The organism is Blastococcus tunisiensis, assembly GCF_900112815.1.
Lineage (GTDB): Bacteria > Actinomycetota > Actinomycetes > Mycobacteriales > Geodermatophilaceae > Blastococcus_B > Blastococcus_B tunisiensis.
Window position 1 is genome coordinate 357,437 of sequence record NZ_FOND01000001.1, and the last position, 17,693, is coordinate 375,129.

11 protein-coding genes are annotated in these 17,693 nt (G+C 74.2%); 9 read left to right on the top strand and 2 right to left on the bottom strand.

Features of this window, described 5'->3' with window-relative positions; all coding sequences use genetic code 11:
* Positions 1 to 111: 111 nt before the first annotated feature.
* From BM142_RS01735 to BM142_RS01760, 6 genes are read left to right on the top strand one after another with little or no spacing between them, the layout of a single operon-like run.
* On the top strand, positions 112 to 1,317 hold the full coding sequence (locus BM142_RS01735; protein ID WP_092195027.1) for a glutamate--cysteine ligase: 1,206 nt from the start codon (positions 112 to 114) through the stop codon (positions 1,315 to 1,317).
* Positions 1,314 to 2,600: an amidohydrolase gene (locus BM142_RS01740; RefSeq protein ID WP_092195028.1), complete on the top strand. Its 1,287-nt coding sequence runs from the start codon at positions 1,314 to 1,316 to the stop codon at positions 2,598 to 2,600. Before BM142_RS01735 ends, BM142_RS01740 begins: the two co-directional genes overlap by 4 nt.
* The gene (locus tag BM142_RS01745; RefSeq protein WP_092195029.1) at positions 2,597 to 4,468 is read left to right on the top strand and encodes a methylmalonyl-CoA mutase subunit beta; all 1,872 of its coding nucleotides are present in this window, start codon (positions 2,597 to 2,599) and stop codon (positions 4,466 to 4,468) included. Before BM142_RS01740 ends, BM142_RS01745 begins: the two co-directional genes overlap by 4 nt.
* Complete coding sequence (scpA, locus tag BM142_RS01750) at positions 4,465 to 6,690, top strand: methylmalonyl-CoA mutase (protein WP_092195030.1); 2,226 nt, start codon at positions 4,465 to 4,467, stop codon at positions 6,688 to 6,690. The genes BM142_RS01745 and scpA overlap by 4 nt, the downstream gene beginning before the upstream one ends.
* A 16-nt stretch (positions 6,691 to 6,706) precedes the next feature.
* Complete coding sequence (gene meaB, locus BM142_RS01755; RefSeq protein WP_092195031.1) at positions 6,707 to 7,792, top strand: methylmalonyl Co-A mutase-associated GTPase MeaB; 1,086 nt, start codon at positions 6,707 to 6,709, stop codon at positions 7,790 to 7,792.
* 43 nt (positions 7,793 to 7,835) lie between these two features.
* Complete coding sequence (locus BM142_RS01760; RefSeq protein WP_092195032.1) at positions 7,836 to 9,398, top strand: hypothetical protein; 1,563 nt, start codon at positions 7,836 to 7,838, stop codon at positions 9,396 to 9,398.
* A gap of 3 nt (positions 9,399 to 9,401) precedes the next feature.
* On the opposite strand, the gene BM142_RS01765 is transcribed toward BM142_RS01760, so the two are convergent.
* Complete coding sequence (locus tag BM142_RS01765; protein WP_092195033.1) at positions 9,402 to 9,872, bottom strand: gamma-glutamylcyclotransferase family protein; 471 nt, start codon at positions 9,870 to 9,872, stop codon at positions 9,402 to 9,404.
* A 129-nt stretch (positions 9,873 to 10,001) separates the two neighbouring features.
* On the opposite strand from BM142_RS01765, the gene BM142_RS01770 reads away from it, so the two are divergent.
* The 3 genes from BM142_RS01770 to BM142_RS01780 all read left to right on the top strand — a co-directional run bounded on the left by BM142_RS01770 (position 10,002) and on the right by BM142_RS01780 (position 15,809).
* Positions 10,002 to 11,408, top strand: coding sequence for an NAD(P)H-quinone dehydrogenase (locus BM142_RS01770; protein ID WP_092195034.1), 1,407 nt, complete (start codon positions 10,002 to 10,004; stop codon positions 11,406 to 11,408).
* Positions 11,409 to 11,525: 117 nt separating this feature from the next.
* Positions 11,526 to 13,220 carry a zinc-dependent metalloprotease family protein gene (locus BM142_RS01775; RefSeq protein ID WP_139228734.1) on the top strand — a complete coding sequence of 565 codons (1,695 nt, stop codon included), beginning with the start codon at positions 11,526 to 11,528 and terminating at the stop codon, positions 13,218 to 13,220.
* Between the two features lie 96 nt (positions 13,221 to 13,316).
* Complete coding sequence (locus BM142_RS01780) at positions 13,317 to 15,809, top strand: reprolysin-like metallopeptidase (protein ID WP_139228735.1); 2,493 nt, start codon at positions 13,317 to 13,319, stop codon at positions 15,807 to 15,809.
* 91 nt (positions 15,810 to 15,900) lie between these two features.
* Here BM142_RS01780 and BM142_RS01785 read toward each other — a convergent pair whose 3' ends face one another.
* Positions 15,901 to 17,655, bottom strand: coding sequence for an acetyl/propionyl/methylcrotonyl-CoA carboxylase subunit alpha (locus tag BM142_RS01785; RefSeq protein ID WP_092195037.1), 1,755 nt, complete (start codon positions 17,653 to 17,655; stop codon positions 15,901 to 15,903).
* Positions 17,656 to 17,693: the final 38 nt, after the last annotated feature.

A 17,693-nucleotide genomic window follows, 5' to 3' on the forward strand; every position in this document is an offset into this window, starting at 1 on the left:
GGCCGGCCCCCTGTCCGATCCCGCGTGCCCCGTACCGCGACCCGATCCATCGCACGGGTGATCGTGCACCGCCACCGGGTGGCCACCGGTCGTCGAACCTAGACTTCCGATGTGCAGATCCCCTTCGAGTCCTCCGAGCGCGCCAGCCTGGGCGTGGAGTGGGAGCTGCAGCTCGTCGACCGGGAGACCCGCGAGCTGACGGCGGGCGCGATCGAGATCCTCGAGGAGATCCGGCCCGAGGGCGCCGAGGAGCACCCGAAGGCCAAGCACGAGCTGCTGCAGTCGACGATCGAGATCATCACCGGGATCTGCGGCACCGTGTCGGAGGCGAAGGCCGACCTGGCCGGCACGCTGGCCGAGGTGAGCGCCGCAGCGGAGCGCCGCGGGCTGGGACTGATGTGCGCGGGCACGCACCCGTTCACCGACTGGCAGAGCCAGCTCATCTCGCCCAAGGAGCGCTACCTCGAGCTGGTCGAGCGCATGCAGTGGCTGGCGCGGCGGCTGCAGATCTTCGGCGTGCACGTCCACGTCGGCGTCCGGTCGCCGGACAAGGCCATCCCGATCGTCAACGCGCTGTGCCAGTACCAGCCGCACTTCCTGGCGCTGTCGGCGTCCTCCCCGTTCTGGAAGGGGGCCGACACCGGGCTCGCCTCGGCCCGGACCAAGGTGTTCGAGAGCATGCCCACGGCCGGGCTGCCCTACCAGCTGTCCGGGTGGGAGGAGTTCGAGGGCTACATGGCCACCCAGATCTCCTCCCACGCCATCGAGAGCGTCCGCGAGGTGTGGTGGGACATCCGGCCGCACCCGAACTTCGGCACCGTCGAGCTGCGCATCTGCGACGGCCTGCCGACCCTCGACGAGATCGGCGCGGTCGCCGCGCTGAGCCAGTGCCTGGTCGAGCAGTTCGACACCCAGCTCGACCGCGGCTACACCCTGCCGACCCCGGCGCGCTGGGTGCTGCAGGAGAACAAGTGGCGGGCGGCGCGCTACGGCCTCGACGCCGACATCGTCGTCGACGACAAGGGCACCGTCCGCCCCGTGCGGCAGGCGATCCTCGACCTCGTCGAGGACCTCGCGCCGACCGCGAGACGGCTGCACTGCGAGGCCGAGCTGCGCGACGTCGAGCGCGTCCTGGCCGTCGGCGCCTCCTACCAGCGGCAGCGCGCGGTCGCCGCGGCCTCCGGCGGGGACCTGAAGCCGGTGGTGGACAGCCTGCTCGCCGAGATGCGGGACGGCCTGCCGACCTCGGGTCCGGCCGGTCGTCCCACCCGCCCGGTCCCCGGACCCGCCGACCTCCCCGGGGGACACGCCGCATGACGCCGGTCGTCGAGAAGCTCGGTGCCGCCGTCGACGAGTGGGTCGCCGCCAACCAGGCCGCGCTGTCGTCAACCCGGCGGCACCTGCACGCCCATCCCGAGCTCGGCTACGCGGAGTTCGAGACCACGTCCTTCCTCGAGCAGCGGCTGCGCCACCACGGGCTCACGCCGCGCCGGCTGCCCACCGGGACCGGGCTGACCGTCGACGTCGGCTCCGGCGGGCCCGTCGGTCGGGCGGGTGGGGGCCCGATCGTCGTCCTGCGCGCCGACATCGACGCGCTGCCGCTGAACGACCTCAAGGACGTCCCCTACGCGTCCACCCGCGAGGGGCTCGCGCACGCCTGCGGGCACGACGTGCACACCACCGTCGTCCTCGGCGTCGCCGTCGCGCTGGCCTCGCTGGACGGCCTGCCCGGCACGGTGCGCTGCGTCTTCCAGCCGGCGGAGGAGACGGTGCCCGGCGGCGCCACCGAGGTGGTCGCCTCCGGGGTGCTCGACGGCGGCTCCCGGGCCTTCGCCCTGCACTGCGACCCGTCGCTCCCGGTGGGGACGATCGGCCTGCGCACCGGCCCGATCACCGCGGCGTGCGACCGCATGGACGTCACCCTGACCGGACCGGGCGGGCACACCGCCCGCCCGCAGCTCACCGTCGACCTGGTGGACGCGCTCGGCCGGCTGATCACCGACGTCCCCGGCCTGCTGTCCCGCCAGGTCGACCCGCGCACCGGGATGTCGCTCGTGTGGGGCGCGGTCAACGCCGGGGTCGCCGCCAACGCCATCCCCCAGCGGGGCCAGCTGCGCGGCACCGTGCGGGTCCTGGACCGGGAGGCGTGGAAGGGCGCCGAGGAGCTGATGCGCTCGCTGGTGGCGCGGGTCGCCGCCACGACCGGCGCCGAGGTGGACGTCGACTACATCCGCGGCGTCCCCCCGGTGGTCAACGACCCGCGCGCGGTCGCGCTGCTGCGGGCCGCGGCCCTGGAGACGGTCGGCAGCGACCACCTCGCGGTGTCCCCGCAGTCGATGGGCGGCGAGGACTTCGGCTGGTTCGCCGACGTGATGCCCATCGCGCTGGCCCGGCTGGGCACCCACGGCGGCGGCCCGCCGCTCGACCTGCACCGGGGCACCTTCGACGTCGACGAACGCGCGATCGGGGTGGGGGTGCGGCTGCTGGCCCGGACCGCGCTGCACGCCCTGGAGGCCGATGCGGCACCCGCCCGCACGGGCCGTCCCGCGCCCGGAGACACTGCAGGCCGACCGTCCGGCGAGGAGAGCCACCGAGGATGAGCGCCACCGACCAGCAGGCCGACGCAGCGGTGCCGGCCGAGCACGAGGTGCCCAGCGACCTGACGCTGGCCGCCGGGTTCGACGCGGCGACGCGGGAGCAGTGGCGGGAGCTGGTGGCCGGCGTCCTGCGCAAGGTCGGCCGGGAGGAGCTGCCCGATCCAGTCGAGGACGCGCTGAGCCGCACCGTCGCCACGGGGGTGCGGGTCGCCCCGCTGTACACGGCCGAGGACGCCGGTGACCTGCCCACGGCGGTCGGCGTCCCGGGGCTGGCACCGTTCGTGCGGGGGGCGCGCGCCGGGGCGGATCCGGATAGGGGGGTGCCCGGCGGCTGGGACGTCCGGCAGCGGCACGCGCACCCCGACGTCGCGGTGACCCGGGAGGCGATCGCCGCCGACCTGGAGAACGGCGTCACCTCGCTGTGGCTGGTCGTCGGCGACGGGGCGATCCCGGCCGGCTCCCTCGGCGACGTCCTCACCGACGTCTACCTCGACCTCGCGCCGGTGGCCGTCACGGGTGGTCTCCCGGCCGCCGAGGCGTTCCTGGCACTCGTGGACGGCCGGGACGACCTGGCCCCCGGCGGCTCGCTGGGGCTCGACCCGCTCGCGGTACACGCGGCGACGGGGGAGCGGCAGGACCTCTCCGCCCTCGCCGACGTCGCCCGCCGGGCCGCCGCGCACCCGGGTCTGCGCAGCGTCGTCGTCGACGCCACCGTCTTCTCCGACGCGGGGGCCTCGGCCGTCGAGGAGCTCGGCTGCTCGCTGGCCGCCGGGGTGGCCTACCTGCGTGCGCTCACCGAGGGCGGGGTGTCGGTCGACGAGGCGTTCGGTCAGCTGGAGTTCCGCTACGCGGCCACGGCCGACCAGTTCACGACCATCGCTGCGCTGCGTGCCGCCCGCCGGCTCTGGGACCGCGTGGGCGAGGTCAGCGGCGCGTCGCCGGAGGCGAGGGCCCAGCGGCAGCACGCCGTCACCTCCTCGGTGATGACGACGAGGCGCGACCCGTGGGTGAACATGCTGCGCACCACGGTGGCCTGCTTCGCCGCGGGCGTGGGCGGCGCCGACGTCGTCACGGTGCAGCCGTTCGACGCCGCGCTCGGCCTGCCCGACGCGTTCTCCCGCCGGATCGCCCGCAACACCCAGAGCCTGCTGGTCGAGGAGGGCCACCTGGCCCGCGTCCTCGACCCGGCCGGCGGCTCCTGGTACGTCGAATCGCTGACCGACTCCCTCGCCCGGGCGGCCTGGGAGTGGTTCACCGAGATCGAGCGGGCCGGCGGCCTGGCCGCGGCGCTGGACTCCGGCCTGGTGCGCGACCGGATCGCCGCCGCGTGGGACGAGCGGGCGAAGCGGCTGGCCACGCGGAAGGACGCGATCACCGGGGTCAGCGAGTTCCCGAACCTGGCCGAGAAGCTGCCGGCGCGGGAGCCCTACGCCTGGGTGGCGCCGTCCGGCGGGCTGCCGAAGGTGCGCGCGGCGCAGGAGTTCGAGGCGCTGCGGGACGCCGCCGACGCCGTAGCGGAGCGGCCGAGCGTCTACCTGGCGACGATCGGGCCGATCGCCCGGCACACCGCTCGGGCCACGTTCGCCGGCAACCTGTTCCAGGCCGGCGGCCTGGCGACGCCGTCCGGGGACGGCGCTTCCGGCCTCGCCGAGGCGGGCACGACGGTCGCCTGCATCTGCGGCACCGACAGGGACTACGCGGACTCGGCCGCGGCGCTGGTGGCGGAGCTCCGGAAGGCCGGTGCCACCCAGGTCTGGGTGGCCGGCAAGCCCGACCTGGCCGTCGACGGCGTCGACGGGTACGTGTACGCCGGCTGCGACGCCCTCGCGGCGCTGCGGACGGCGCACGAGCAGCTGGGAGTGCAGGCATGAGCGGGATCCCCGACTTCGGGTCCGTCGAGCTGGGCGGGCTCGCGGCGACGGCGAACGGCGACGACTGGGCCAAGGCGTTCGAGCAGACCACCGGCCGCGGCGTCGAGGAGGCCACCTGGGAGACGCCGGAGGGCATCGCCGTGCCGCCGCTGTTCACCCCGGCCGACCTCGACGACCTGGACTTCCTGGGCACCTATCCCGGCATCGCGCCCTACCTGCGCGGGCCCTACCCGACGATGTACACCACCCAGCCGTGGACGGTCCGGCAGTACGCCGGGTTCTCCACCGCGTCGGAGTCCAACGCGTTCTACCGGCGCAACCTCGCCGCCGGGCAGAAGGGGCTGAGCGTCGCCTTCGACCTGCCCACCCACCGCGGCTACGACTCCGACCACCCCCGGGTGCCTGGCGACGTCGGGATGGCCGGCGTCGCGATCGACTCGATCCTGGACATGCGGCAGCTCTTCGACGGCATCCCGCTGGACAAGATGAGCGTCTCAATGACCATGAACGGCGCCGTGCTGCCGGTGCTGGCGCTCTACATCGTGGCGGCCGAGGAGCAGGGGGTGGAGCCGGGTCAGCTGACCGGCACCATCCAGAACGACATCCTCAAAGAGTTCATGGTGCGCAATACCTACATCTACCCGCCCAAGCCGTCGATGCAGATCATCAGCGACATCTTCGCGTTCACCTCGCAGCGGATGCCGAAGTTCAACTCCATTTCCATCTCCGGCTACCACATCCAGGAGGCCGGGGCGACGGCCGACCTGGAGCTGGCCTACACGCTCGCCGACGGCGTCGAGTACCTGAAGGCCGGCCAGGCGGCCGGGATGGACGTCGACGCGTTCGCGCCCCGGCTGAGCTTCTTCTGGGCGATCGGGATGAACTTCTTCATGGAGGTCGCCAAGCTCCGCGCCGGGCGGCTGCTGTGGGCCAGGCTGGTGAAGGAGGCCGGCGCGCAGAACCCGAAGTCGCTGTCGCTGCGCACCCACTCGCAGACCTCGGGCTGGTCGCTGACCGCGCAGGACGTCTACAACAACGTCGTCCGCACCTGCCTGGAGGCGATGGCCGCCACCCAGGGGCACACCCAGTCGCTGCACACCAACGCCCTCGACGAGGCGCTGGCGCTGCCCACCGACTTCTCCGCCCGGATCGCCCGCAACACCCAGCTGCTCCTACAGCAGGAGTCCGGCACCACGCGGGTCATCGACCCGTGGGGCGGCTCGGCCTACGTGGAGAAGCTGACCTACGACCTGGCCTGCCGCGCCTGGGCGCACATCCAGGAGGTCACCGAGCACGGCGGCATGGCCCAGGCCATCGACGACGGCATCCCGAAGCTCCGCATCGAGGAGGCCGCCGCCCGCACGCAGGCCCGCATCGACTCCGGCCGGCAGCCGGTGATCGGCGTGAACAAGTACCGGGTCGACGCCGACGAGGCCATCGAGGTGCTGCGCGTGGACAACGCCGACGTGCTCGCCCAGCAGAAGGCCAAGCTCGAGGAGCTCCGGGCCTCCCGCGACGCCGGTGCCGTGCAGGAGTCGCTGCGCCGGCTCACCGACGCCGCCCGCGCCGCCGCCGAGGGGACGCGCGGCAGCGACCTGGATTCGAACCTGCTCAAGCTCGCCGTCGACGCCGCCCGCGCCAAGGCCACCGTCGGGGAGATCTCCGACGCGCTCGAGGAGGTCTACGGCCGGCACTCCGGGCAGGTGCGCACCATCTCCGGTGTCTACCGGGACGAGGCGCTCGCGGGGGGCCGGGCGGGAGAGGACAGCCCGATGGAGCAGACCCGCCGGATGGCCGAGGCGTTCGCCGAGGCCGAGGGGCGCCGCCCGCGGATCCTGGTCGCCAAGATGGGCCAGGACGGCCACGACCGCGGCCAGAAGGTCATCGCCACCGCCTTCGCCGACCTCGGCTTCGACGTCGACGTCGGCCCGCTCTTCCAGACGCCGGAGGAGGTCGCCCGGCAGGCGGTGGAGGCCGACGTGCACGTCGTCGGCGTCTCCTCGCTCGCGGCCGGCCACCTCACGCTCGTCCCCGCCCTCCGCCGGGCCCTCGCCGACCTCGGGGCCGACGACGTGATGGTCGTCGTCGGGGGCGTGATCCCGCCCGACGACGTCCCGACGCTGGAGGAGATGGGGGCGGCAGCGGTCTTCCTGCCCGGCACGGTGATCGCCGAGGCCGCCCAGGACCTGCTGAGAGCGCTGTCCGAGCGCCTTGGTCACTGAGCTGCGGGGCCGCTGAATGGCCCGGGAGATCGACGTCCCGGCCCTCGTCGACGGGGTGCTGGCCGGCGACCGGCGGGTGATGGCGCGCGCCATCACGCTGGTCGAGTCCCGGCGCGGGGACCACCGCGAACGGGCGCAGGAACTCCTCGTCGGGCTGCTGCCGCACGCCGGGGGAGCCCGCCGCGTCGGCATCAGCGGGGTGCCCGGGGTCGGCAAGTCGACCTTCATCGACTCGCTCGGCGTCGACCTGACCGCCGCCGGGTCCAAGGTCGCGGTGCTCGCCGTCGACCCGTCGTCCGCGCGGTCGGGCGGCTCCATCCTCGGCGACAAGACGCGGATGTCCCGGCTCTCGGTCGACCCGCACGCCTTCATCCGGCCGTCGCCCACGTCCGGGACCCTCGGCGGGGTCGCCCAGGCCACCCGCGAGTCGATGGTGGTGGTGGAGGCCGCGGGCTACGACGTGGTGCTCGTCGAGACCGTGGGCGTCGGGCAGTCGGAGATCGCCGTGGCGGAGATGGTCGACTCCTTCCTGTTCCTCACCCTCGCCCGCACCGGGGACCAGCTGCAGGGGATCAAGCGCGGCATCCTCGAGATCGCCGACGTCATCGCGGTCAACAAGGCCGACGGCCCGGCCGCGGGGGATGCTCGCAAGGCCGCCCGCGAGCTGTCCGGCGCCATCCGGATGCTGCGCGGCCACGACGAGACCTGGGACGTGCCGGTGCTCACCTGCGCGGGCCTCACCGGCGAGGGCCTGGACGAGGTGTGGGCGAAGATCGTCGAGCACCAGGAGCGGATGAGGTCCTCCGGCCGGTTCGACGAGCGGCGCCGCGGCCAGCAGGTGCGCTGGACCTGGCAGCTCGTCCGCGACTCCCTGGAGCACCAGCTGCGCGCGCACCCGGGCGTGCGGTCCGCCGTCCCCGACCTGGAGAAGGCGGTGCTGGCCGGCGAGCTCACCCCCGCACTGGCCGCCCAGCAGATCCTCGGCTGTTTCCTCCAGGACGCCCCGGTGCCGGGCAGCGTCACCGGGGACACCGGGAGCGGGGAGAGCGGTGTGGATGTGTCGCGGGGGGCGCCAGCGACGCCGCCGGCCGGCACGGGGTGAGTCGCAGGCTTCCCGCGGGAGCAGCCGCGCCTAGCCTGCGTCCATGCTGTCCGACACGCGCCGGGTGGCCGAGCGGCCCATCCTCGGCGAGCGTCCGCCGGCCGCCGCGCCTCCGGTGACGGGCAGCGCGAGCGACGTCGACACCGACGACCGCCGGAGTGGCGACCCGAGCCGGCCCGGGATGCACCGGTACGTCCGCCGGTCACTGCTGGTCATCGCCGGCGCCCACGTCGTCGTGGGCGTCATCTGGTGGCTGCTCAACCTGACCGCCGTCCCCGCGTACGGCGACACCCCGGAGTACGTGCGGCTGGCCCAGACCCTCGACGTCGACGGCTACCGCACGCTCGCCTATCCGGCGCTGGTGCGGATCTCCCTCGAGCTGTCGACGGCGACGGGTGTCCCGTGGCAGCTCCCCCTGTACCTCGGCCAGACCGCTGCCTCGGTGCTGGCGCTCTGGTACTTCGTCCGCACCGTGGCCCCGAGGGCGTCGCGGGCGAGCGTCGCGCTGGTGACGGCCGTGACCGTGACCACGCCGCTCGTGCTCCACTACGCCACGACCGTGCTGAGCGATTCCGTGGCGGCTGCCCTGTTCGTCGTGGCGCTGTCCGGAGCAGCGCGCATGGCCGTCCACGGCGACACGCGATGGCGGACGGTCCTCCTCACCGGGGGGAGCGCCGTCGGCACTGCCCTCATGCGAGCCGAGAAGCCCGTGGTGCTGGTCGCCGTCGCCGTCGCGTTCGTGGGCATCGCGCTCGTCACGCGACGACGGGGGCCCGGCGCCGTCCCTGCGCGGGCCCGGATCCGCTCCGTCGTGCCGCCCGCCGGTCTGTTCCTGGTGGCGGCGGTCGTCGCGACCGTCGTCAACGGTGCGACCCAGGCGGGGGACCACGGACGGCCCGACGCCGGGCTGGTGACGGCGGCGATGAGCCGGATCGTGTGGCCGCACGTCGCGGAGATCCGCGACGACCTCCCCGAGCCCGTGCGCGACGCCATCAGCCCGGCGGACGCCGCCACCTTCGACCAGAACGTCAACAGCATCCTCGCGCTCACGAACCTGCTGCGCGAGCTCGACGGGGGAGGCGACGCGTACACGGGCGCGGCGATCCGCGCGGCGCTCCGGTGCTGCGCACCGACCGTCGCCCTGCAGACGGGTGGTGACGCGGTCGAGCTCGCCGTCGCACCGCTCACCTTCGCGGGAGAGGCATCGAGGGCCATCCTGGCGGAGGGGCCCGTCGAGGGGCCGACGGTGTGGAACCTGACCCGCATGGACGCAGCTCACCCTGCGCTGACCCACGTCTGGGTGGGGCTCTCCTCCCTCGTCCTGCTGCTCGTGGTCGTCGGGGGTGGCCTCGCCGTGGGACGAGCGCGCGGAACGACCCGCAGGCCGGGCTGGTCGGGCGGCCACACCTCCACGGTGGTCCTGCTGGTGTGGGCGGGCGCCGTCGTCAACGGGTGCTTCTTCGCCGCTGTCGGCGGGGGAGACGCGAACGTCCGGTACGGCGTCAGCAGCGGCATGGTCGTCGTGGGCGTCCTCGCGGTGCTCTGCCTGGCGAGGGCCCGGGCCGAGCGGACCGACGGGACACCGGGCGCGCCGGCGCCTCGCTGATCCTCAGACGCCGGTGGAGCGGCACTCGCGGGTGCGCAGGTCGTGCACGTAGTCCTCGGGCGCCCCGGCGGCCTCGGCGGCGTCGGCCAACGCCCCCAGGTAGCGGGCCGACGGCAGCCCGCCCTCGAAGGCGTCGAGGACGTAGACGTAGGCCACCTCGTCGCCGCCCAGGGTGTGCACCCGCAGGTGCAGCTTCCGGTAGAGCCCGAGGTCGGCGCCCTCCCAGGCGTCCAGCGCCCGCTCGTCGGTGTCGGTGAGGTCGTACAGGGCGACGAACACGCCCGGGTGCAGCGCCTCGTGCTCCTCCTCCGCCGGGACGAGGGTGGCCAGCGACCCCTCCCAGCCGAACTCCTCGGCGCCGAAGGTGAGCCGCCAGCCGCGGATCCAGCCGGTGCCGGTGTGCGGGGACGACGGACAACGGCGCAGCATCTGCGCGGGATCCATGTTCGACCCGTAGGCGGCGTAGAGGCCCATCGGGTGGGAGCCTAACCACCGGCCGCGGCGGGCCGGGGGACGCCGGTGGCAGCGCTCCGGACCGGCACCGGGGAGAATGGCCGCGCACCAGGACCGCGTCACCGCACGCCCAGCACCGGGGAAGGACCCATGACCCGCATCGTCATCATCGGCGGAGGACCGGCCGGCTACGAGGCCGCGCTGGTGGCCGCACAGCTCGGTGCCGAGGTCACCGTCATCGAACGCGACGGCATCGGGGGTGCCAGCGTGCTCACCGACTGCGTCCCGTCCAAGACCTTCATCGCCGCAGCCGGTGCCATGACGTCGGTGCGCGACTCCGCCGTCCTCGGCCTGCAGGGCGCGGGACTGACCACCGTGGACCTGGACCTGCCGTCGGTGAACCAGCGGGTGAAGGGCCTGGCGGTGGCGCAGTCGGACGACATCCACGCCCGGCTGGCCGCCGAAGGGGTGCGCATCCTCGCCGGTCAGGGGCGGCTCTCCGACGACGTCCGCGGGCTGGCCGCGCACACCGTCGAGGTCGTCGACGCCGACGGCCGGGTGTCGGAGGAGCTGGAGAGCGACGTCGTCCTCATCGCCACCGGCGCCGACCCGCGGGTGCTGCCCGGAGCCGAGCCGGACGGCGAACGCATCATCGACTGGCGCGACGTCTACGACCTCCAGGAGATGCCCGAGCACCTGGTCGTGGTCGGCTCCGGCGTGACCGGCGCCGAGTTCGCGTCCGGTTACCTCGAGGCCGGGGTCCCGGTCACCCTCGTCTCCTCCCGCGACCAGGTGCTGCCGGGCGAGGACTCGGACGCGGCCGCCGTCGTCGAGGAGGTGTTCCGGTCCCGCGGCGGGAAGATCGCCGAGAAGGGCCGGGCCGCCGCGGTGCGGCGCACCGGGGGCGGTGTGCTCGTCGAGCTGACCGACGGCCGCACGGTCGAGGGGTCGCACGCACTGATGACCGTGGGCACCGTGCCGAACACGTCGGGCCTGAACCTCGAGAGCTGCGGCGTGGAGGTGACGGAGTCCGGGCACGTCGTGGTGGACCGCGTCTCCCGCACGTCGGTGCCCGGTATCTATGCCGCGGGTGACGTCACGGGCGTCTTCCAGCTCGCCTCCGTGGCGGCCATGCAGGGCCGGATCGCGATGTGGCACGCACTGGGGGAGGCGGTGGCGCCGATCCGGCTGAAGACCGTCGCGGCCAACGTCTTCACGCATCCGGAGATCGCCACGGTGGGCGTGCAGCAGAAGAGCCTGCCGGACTACCCCGACGTCGAGGTGGTCCTGCTGCCGCTGGCGACCAACGCCCGGGCGAAGATGAGCGATCTGCACGACGGGTTCGTCAAGATGTTCGCCCGCCGGTCCACCGGCGTGATCGTGGGCGGTGTGGTCGTGGCCCCGGGGGCCTCCGAGCTGATCCTGCCGATCGCGCTCGCGGTCACCCAGCGGCTGACCGTCGCCGACCTGGCCCAGACGTTCGCGATCTACCCGTCGCTGTCGGGCTCCATCACCGAGGCCGGCCGCCGGCTGATGGGCGCCGACCACCTCGCCTGAGGCCGCCCACCGGGACGCGCGGGGGCGCGGGGCCGGATGAGCCGGATGTGGCGAGCGTTCCGCTCGATATCCGGCATCCGGTGCCGATAGGGCCGGACCCCGCCGATGTCGGGGTGGATGACCTCGCACCGGCTCGTCCCCGCTCCCGCGCCGCGGCCGTGGCTGCTGCGCCCGCTCGCCGTGGCCGCGGCCGTCGTCGCCGGCGCCGTCGTCCCGCTGGTGCTGCCCGGGGCCGCCTCGGCCGAGCAGGGCGGCCGCGGCACCCTGGCGGGCGAGCTGGTCCACGCGTGGTCGGAGGTCGAGCCCGCCGGGGCCCCGGCCGGACACGGCTCCGAGGAGATGGTCAGCTGGGTCCAGCCGGCCGACGGGGACGCCGTCCTCGTCGACAGCGACGACGTCGAGGGCGTCCCCTCCGGGTCGACCGTCTCGCTCACCGTCGGCACCCCGACCGCGGACCCCTCCGGCGACCGGGCGCCGCTCGCGGTCGTCGACACCGCCGTCGTCGCCCTCCCGGAGACCGCACCCGAGCGCGTCACCAACGAGGTGACCGTGGCGATGGTCGCCCCGGCCGGATCCGCCGCCACCGGCGACGGCACGACACTGGCTCAGGTCGTCTCGCTGGTGGACGACGACGTGGCGACGTTCTGGTCGGAGCAGAGCGACGGCGCCATCTCCCTCCACGTGACCGCCGCCCACGACTGGGCCCCCGCCGCCGTCGGCTGCTCGAACCCCGGCCTGCTCTGGGACGACGTCGCCACCCGGGTGGGGTTCGTGCCCGGCCCCGGCAAGCACCTGATGCTCTACGTCAGCCGGGACTCCGACTGCGCCTACGCGCTCGCCGAGGTGGGCAGCAGCCGCACCTCCGGGGGCCGGCTCTACGTCCGCGACACCTCGATGTCGGTGATCGCCCACGAGCTCGGCCACAACTTCGGCCTGGGCCACTCCTCGGGGGAGCAGTGCGACGGCACCGTCGAGGGTGGGTCGTGCCGCACCACCGCCTATCGCGACCACTACGACGTCATGGGCGTCTCCTGGTCGCGGACCGGGACGCTGAACGCCGCGCAGGCGGCGCTGCTCGGTGTGCTGCCCGCGGCCCAGCAGCGGGCCGTCCCGCTGGCTGCCGGGACCACCACGGTGACGCTCAGCCCGATCGCGGGCCGGGGCGGCATCCGGGCGGTGCGGCTCACCGACGCCGAGGGCGTCGACTACTGGCTGGAGTACCGGACCGCCACGGGTCGCGACGGCTGGCTGGACACGGCCAACCCGTTCGGCCTGCAGCCGGGCGTGCTGCTGCGCCGGGCCGGTGGCCTGCCGGACACCTCGGTCCTGCTCGACGGCAGCCCCAGCCCTGCGGGTTCCTGGGCCGATGACCACGCCGCCGCCCTGCCCACCGGTGTGGCCGTGCCGGTCTCCGGTGGCGACTTCACCGTCGTCGTGGAGGGCGTCTCCGCCGACGGGGCCGTCCTGAGCATCACGGCGGCACCGCCGGCCGGAGCCGGCGCACCGGCTCCTGCCCCCGCGCCCGCCGCTCCCGGCGGGGTCATGTCCGGTGCCGGATCCCGCAGCACGACCGGTGGGACCGCGGCCGGCGAGGGCGAGGGCGAGGGCGCGGTCGTGGCCGACGGCGCGACGGGCGTGGTCTGGGTGCCCGGGTACCGGGGGGCCGCCCCCCGGTCGGCGTCCGTGCTCGAGGCTGCCGACGGCGACAGCTCGCTCGGCCTCACTGCTCTCGTGGCCTCCGGCGGAGGACTGCTCGCGGCCGGCGGAGTGCTGGCCGGGCGCCGGCTGCGACGCACCGGAGCAATCGTTTAGTAGTCAGTCACTTACGTACCGTATCGGCGCGTCGTCCCCGTTGCGAACGGGCCCTCGACTGAGATGACGCGGATCCCCCCGGTTCCAGGAGTGTCCATGAAGTCTGCCCACCGGCCGCACGCGCGGCGGTCGCTGCTGGCCGCGGCGGCCGTCGCGGCGGCGCTGCTCACCGTTCCCGGCGTCGCCGCCGCGGAGGACGGGCCGGCCGGTGGCGACACGATCGTCGGCGAGTTCGTCCAGGTCTGGCAGGAGCACGAGCACGCCGAGACGGCCGTCCAGCGCGCCGACGGCTCGCTGCTCAGCTTCGTCCGCACCGGGTCCGACGGCACGGTCCGCCTGGCCACGGGCGACGTCGAGGACCTGCCCGTCGGCGCCACCGTGGAGGTGACCGTCGGCGAGACCGTCGCCGACGACGCGGCCGCCGAGGAGGGGCTGGAGCCGGCCCGCGAGGTGCTGGCCGCCGAGGTGCTCGAAGCCGCACCGCAGCCCACCGCCGGTGGCTTCGCCTCGCCCGACCATGCGGTCACCGTGGTCATGGTGGCGCCGGCCGGGGAGGTGCAGGACGGCACGACCCTGCCGGACGTCGTCGCTGCGGTGGACGGCCCGGTCTCGGACTTCTGGTGGGAGCAGGCCCGCCTCCGGATCGGCGTCGTCGGGTCCCACGACTGGATCAGCACCACCGCCGACTGCAGCGATCCGTTCCTCCTGTGGGACGAGGTGGCGACGACGGTGGGGTTCACCCCCGGACTCGGGCGGCACCTGCTGCTCTACGTCGCCGACGACCCGGCGAACCCGTCCTGCTCGTACGGCCTGGGCACGGTCGGCTCGGTTCTGAGCGACGGTGGCTACTCCTACGTGCGGAGCACCGGGACCTCGCTCATCGCCCACGAGCTCGGGCACAACTTCGGGCTCGGGCACTCGTCGGCCCGGCAGTGCGACCGGGCGGTCGAGACCGGCACCTGCCAGACCGTGCCCTACGCCGACTACTACGACGTCATGGGCTACTCGTGGGAGAACCTCGGGTCGCTGTCGATGGCGCAGGCCTGGCAGCTGAACAAGGTGCCGACATGGGACATGCGCCAGATCCACCCCTCGAGCCCGTCGGAGACCGTGACGCTCGTGCCGGTCTCCCAGCTGAGCGGCATGCGGGGCATCCTGCTGTGGGGTGGCCCGGGCAGGATCTACTGGCTGGAGTACCGCGCCGCGAGCGGGCGGGATGCCTGGATCCCGGGTGCGGGACTGCAGACGGGCGTGCAGATCCGGTACATCCCCGGCCAGGGCGACGACTTCTCGCTGCTCCTCGACGGCACGCCGGGGTCCCCGGCGCAGTGGGCCGGGGACGTGCAGACCGCGGTGCCGCTGAACACCCCCGTCCGGCTGGCCGGCGGCGACTTCACGGTGACGGTCACGTCCGCGTCGGCCGCCGGCGCCACCGTCCGGGTGACGACCCCGGCCCCGGTGACCCCGGTCGCCGCGGCCTACGCCGCGGCCGGTGCCGAGACCGGCGTCCTGGGCCCGGCCACGTCGGCCGAGACGTGCAGCCTGCCGGGCAGCGGACAGGTGTGCTGGCGGCTCTACGAGCGCGGCGCCATCTACTGGAGCGCGACGACCGGCGCCCACCCCGTCCACGGCGGCCTCTACACCCCCTGGGTCGCTTCCGGTGGGAAGGACCGCTGGGGACTGCCGACCTCCGGGACCGTCTGCGGCCTGGCCCGGGGCTGGTGCAGCCAGGACTTCACGACGCCGAGCAGGACCTCCCTGTACTGGTCACCGGACACCGGCCTCGTCGGCGTGTCCGGCGCCATCAATGCCTCGTACCAGGCCGTCAAGGCGCAGAACGGCTCCCTGGGCTACCCCGTGGAGGCGATGGGCTGCACGGCGGACAGCTGCAGCCAGCGGTTCGAGGGTGGCCGGGTGGTGTGGTCGACGCTGACCGGGACGCACACGGTGACCGCGCCGCTGGCGGATGCGTGGGTGGCGGCGGGTGCGGGCACGGGGCCGTTGCGGTTCCCGGTGCGCAGCTCCCAGTGCGGGCTGGTCCGTGGTGGGTGCGGTCAGCTGTTCCAGGGCGGGTCGATGTACTGGTCGCCGGCGACGGGGGCGCACCCGATGTTCGGGGCGATCCGGCAGCACTGGACGGCCCAGCGGTGGGAGCTCGGCCCGCTGGGTTACCCGGTGGAGGCGATGGGCTGCACGGCGGACAGCTGCAGCCAGCGGTTCGAGGGTGGCCGGGTGGTGTGGTCGGCGGCGACCGGGATCCACACGGTGACCGCGCCGGTCGCTGATGCATGGGTGGCGGCGGGCGCCGGCACGGGCTCCCTGGGCTACCCGGTCCGCAGCTCCCAGTGCGGGATGGTCCGGGGTGGGTGCGGGCAGCTGTTCCAGGGCGGGTCGATGTACTGGTCGCCGGCGACGGGGGCGTTCCCCATCGTCGGGGCGATCCGGCAGCACTGGGCCGCACAGCGGTGGGAGCTGGGCCCGCTGGGCTACCCGGTGGAGGCGATGAGCTGCACGACCGACAGCTGCAGCCAGCGGTTCGAGGGCGGCCGGGTCGTGTGGTCGGCCGGGGCCGGGACGCGCACCGTCTGATCGGGTCGCCCCTCGCGTGCGGGGACCGGCCCCGACCGCGCGGGACCCCCGCGACCGCCCCGCCGGCGCATGCCGGCGGGGCGCACGCGGACTACTCGGCGTCCGCGATCGTGCAGAGGACGGCTCCGCTGGTCACCGCGCCACCGACCTCGGCGGTGAGCCCGGAGATCGTGCCGGCCTTGTGCGCGTTGATCGGCTGCTCCATCTTCATCGCCTCGAGCACGACGACCAGGTCACCGGCCTCGACGGTGGCACCGTCCTCGACCGCGACCTTGACGATCGTGCCCTGCATCGGTGAGGTCAGCGAGTCCCCGGACGCCGCCGAGCCGCTGCCGCCACCGCCCCGCTTCCGGGGCTTGGCGGCCGCGCCCGGCGCGGCACCGCCGGCGGCCAGTCCCGCCGGGAGGGACACCTCGAGGCGACGGCCGCCGACCTCGACCACGACGGTCTGCCGCGGGGTCTCCTCCTCCTGCTCGGCCGGTGCGGCGTCGTAGGGGGCGACCTGGTTGTCCCACTCGGTCTCGATCCACCGGGTGTGCACCGTGAACGGCTCGGTGGTGAAGGCCTCGTCGCGGACGACGGCGCGGTGGAACGGGATGACCGTCGGCATGCCCTCGACGACCAGCTCGTCCAGCGCCCGGCGGGCGCGCTGCAGCGCCTCGTCGCGGGTCGCGCCGGTGACGATCAGCTTGGCCAGCATGGAGTCGAACGCACCGGCGACCTCTCCGCCGGTCTCGACCCCGGAGTCCCAGCGCACGCCCGGGCCCTGCGGGATCTCCAGGCGCTCCACCGGCCCGGGCGCCGGCATGAAGTTGCGGCCGGCGTCCTCGGCGTTGATCCGGAACTCGATGCTGTGCCCGCGCGGCGCCGGGTCCTCGGTGATCTCGAGGGCCTCGCCGCGGGCGATCCGGAACTGCTGGCGGACCAGGTCGATGCCCGACGTCTCCTCCGACACCGGGTGCTCCACCTGCAGCCGGGTGTTCACCTCCAGGAAGGAGATCGACCCGTCGACGCCCACCAGGTACTCCACCGTGCCGGCACCGTGGTAGCCCGCCTCCGCGCAGATGGCCTTGGCCGAGGAGTGGATGCGGGCGCGCTGCTCGTCGGTCAGGAACGGCGCCGGGGCCTCCTCGACCAGCTTCTGGTTGCGCCGCTGCAGCGAGCAGTCGCGGGTGCCGACGACGATCACGTTGCCGTGGGTGTCGGCGAGCACCTGCGCCTCGACGTGCCGGGGCTTGTCGAGGAACCGCTCGACGAAGCACTCGCCGCGGCCGAAGGCGGAGACCGCCTCGCGGACGGCGGAGTCGAACAGCTCGGGGATCTCCTCCATGGTGCGGGCGACCTTCAGCCCGCGGCCACCACCGCCGAACGCGGCCTTGATGGCGACCGGGAGGCCGTGCTCCTCGGCGAAGGCGACCACCTCGTCGGCGCCGCCGACCGGGTCCTTGGTGCCGGGCACGAGCGGGGCCCCGGCCCGGGTGGCGATGTGCCGGGCCGCGACCTTGTCGCCGAGGTCGATGATCGACTGCGGCGAGGGGCCGATCCAGATCAGCCCGGCGTCCAGGACGGCCTGGGCGAAGTCGGCGTTCTCGGACAGGAAGCCGTAGCCGGGGTGGATCGCGTCGGCGCCGGACTTCGCGGCGGCGTCGAGGATCTTCTCGATCACCAGGTAGGAGTCGCCCGGCGTCGTGCCGCCGAGGGCGAACGCCTCGTCCGCGGCCCGCACGTGCAGCGCGTCCCGGTCGGGCTCGGCGTAGACGGCCACACTCGTCAGGCCCTCGTCCCTGCAGGCGCGTGCCACGCGGACCGCGATCTCACCGCGGTTGGCGATCAGGACCTTCTGCACCGGTGCAACTCCCTCGTCGAGTCAAACGGTCGGACTGT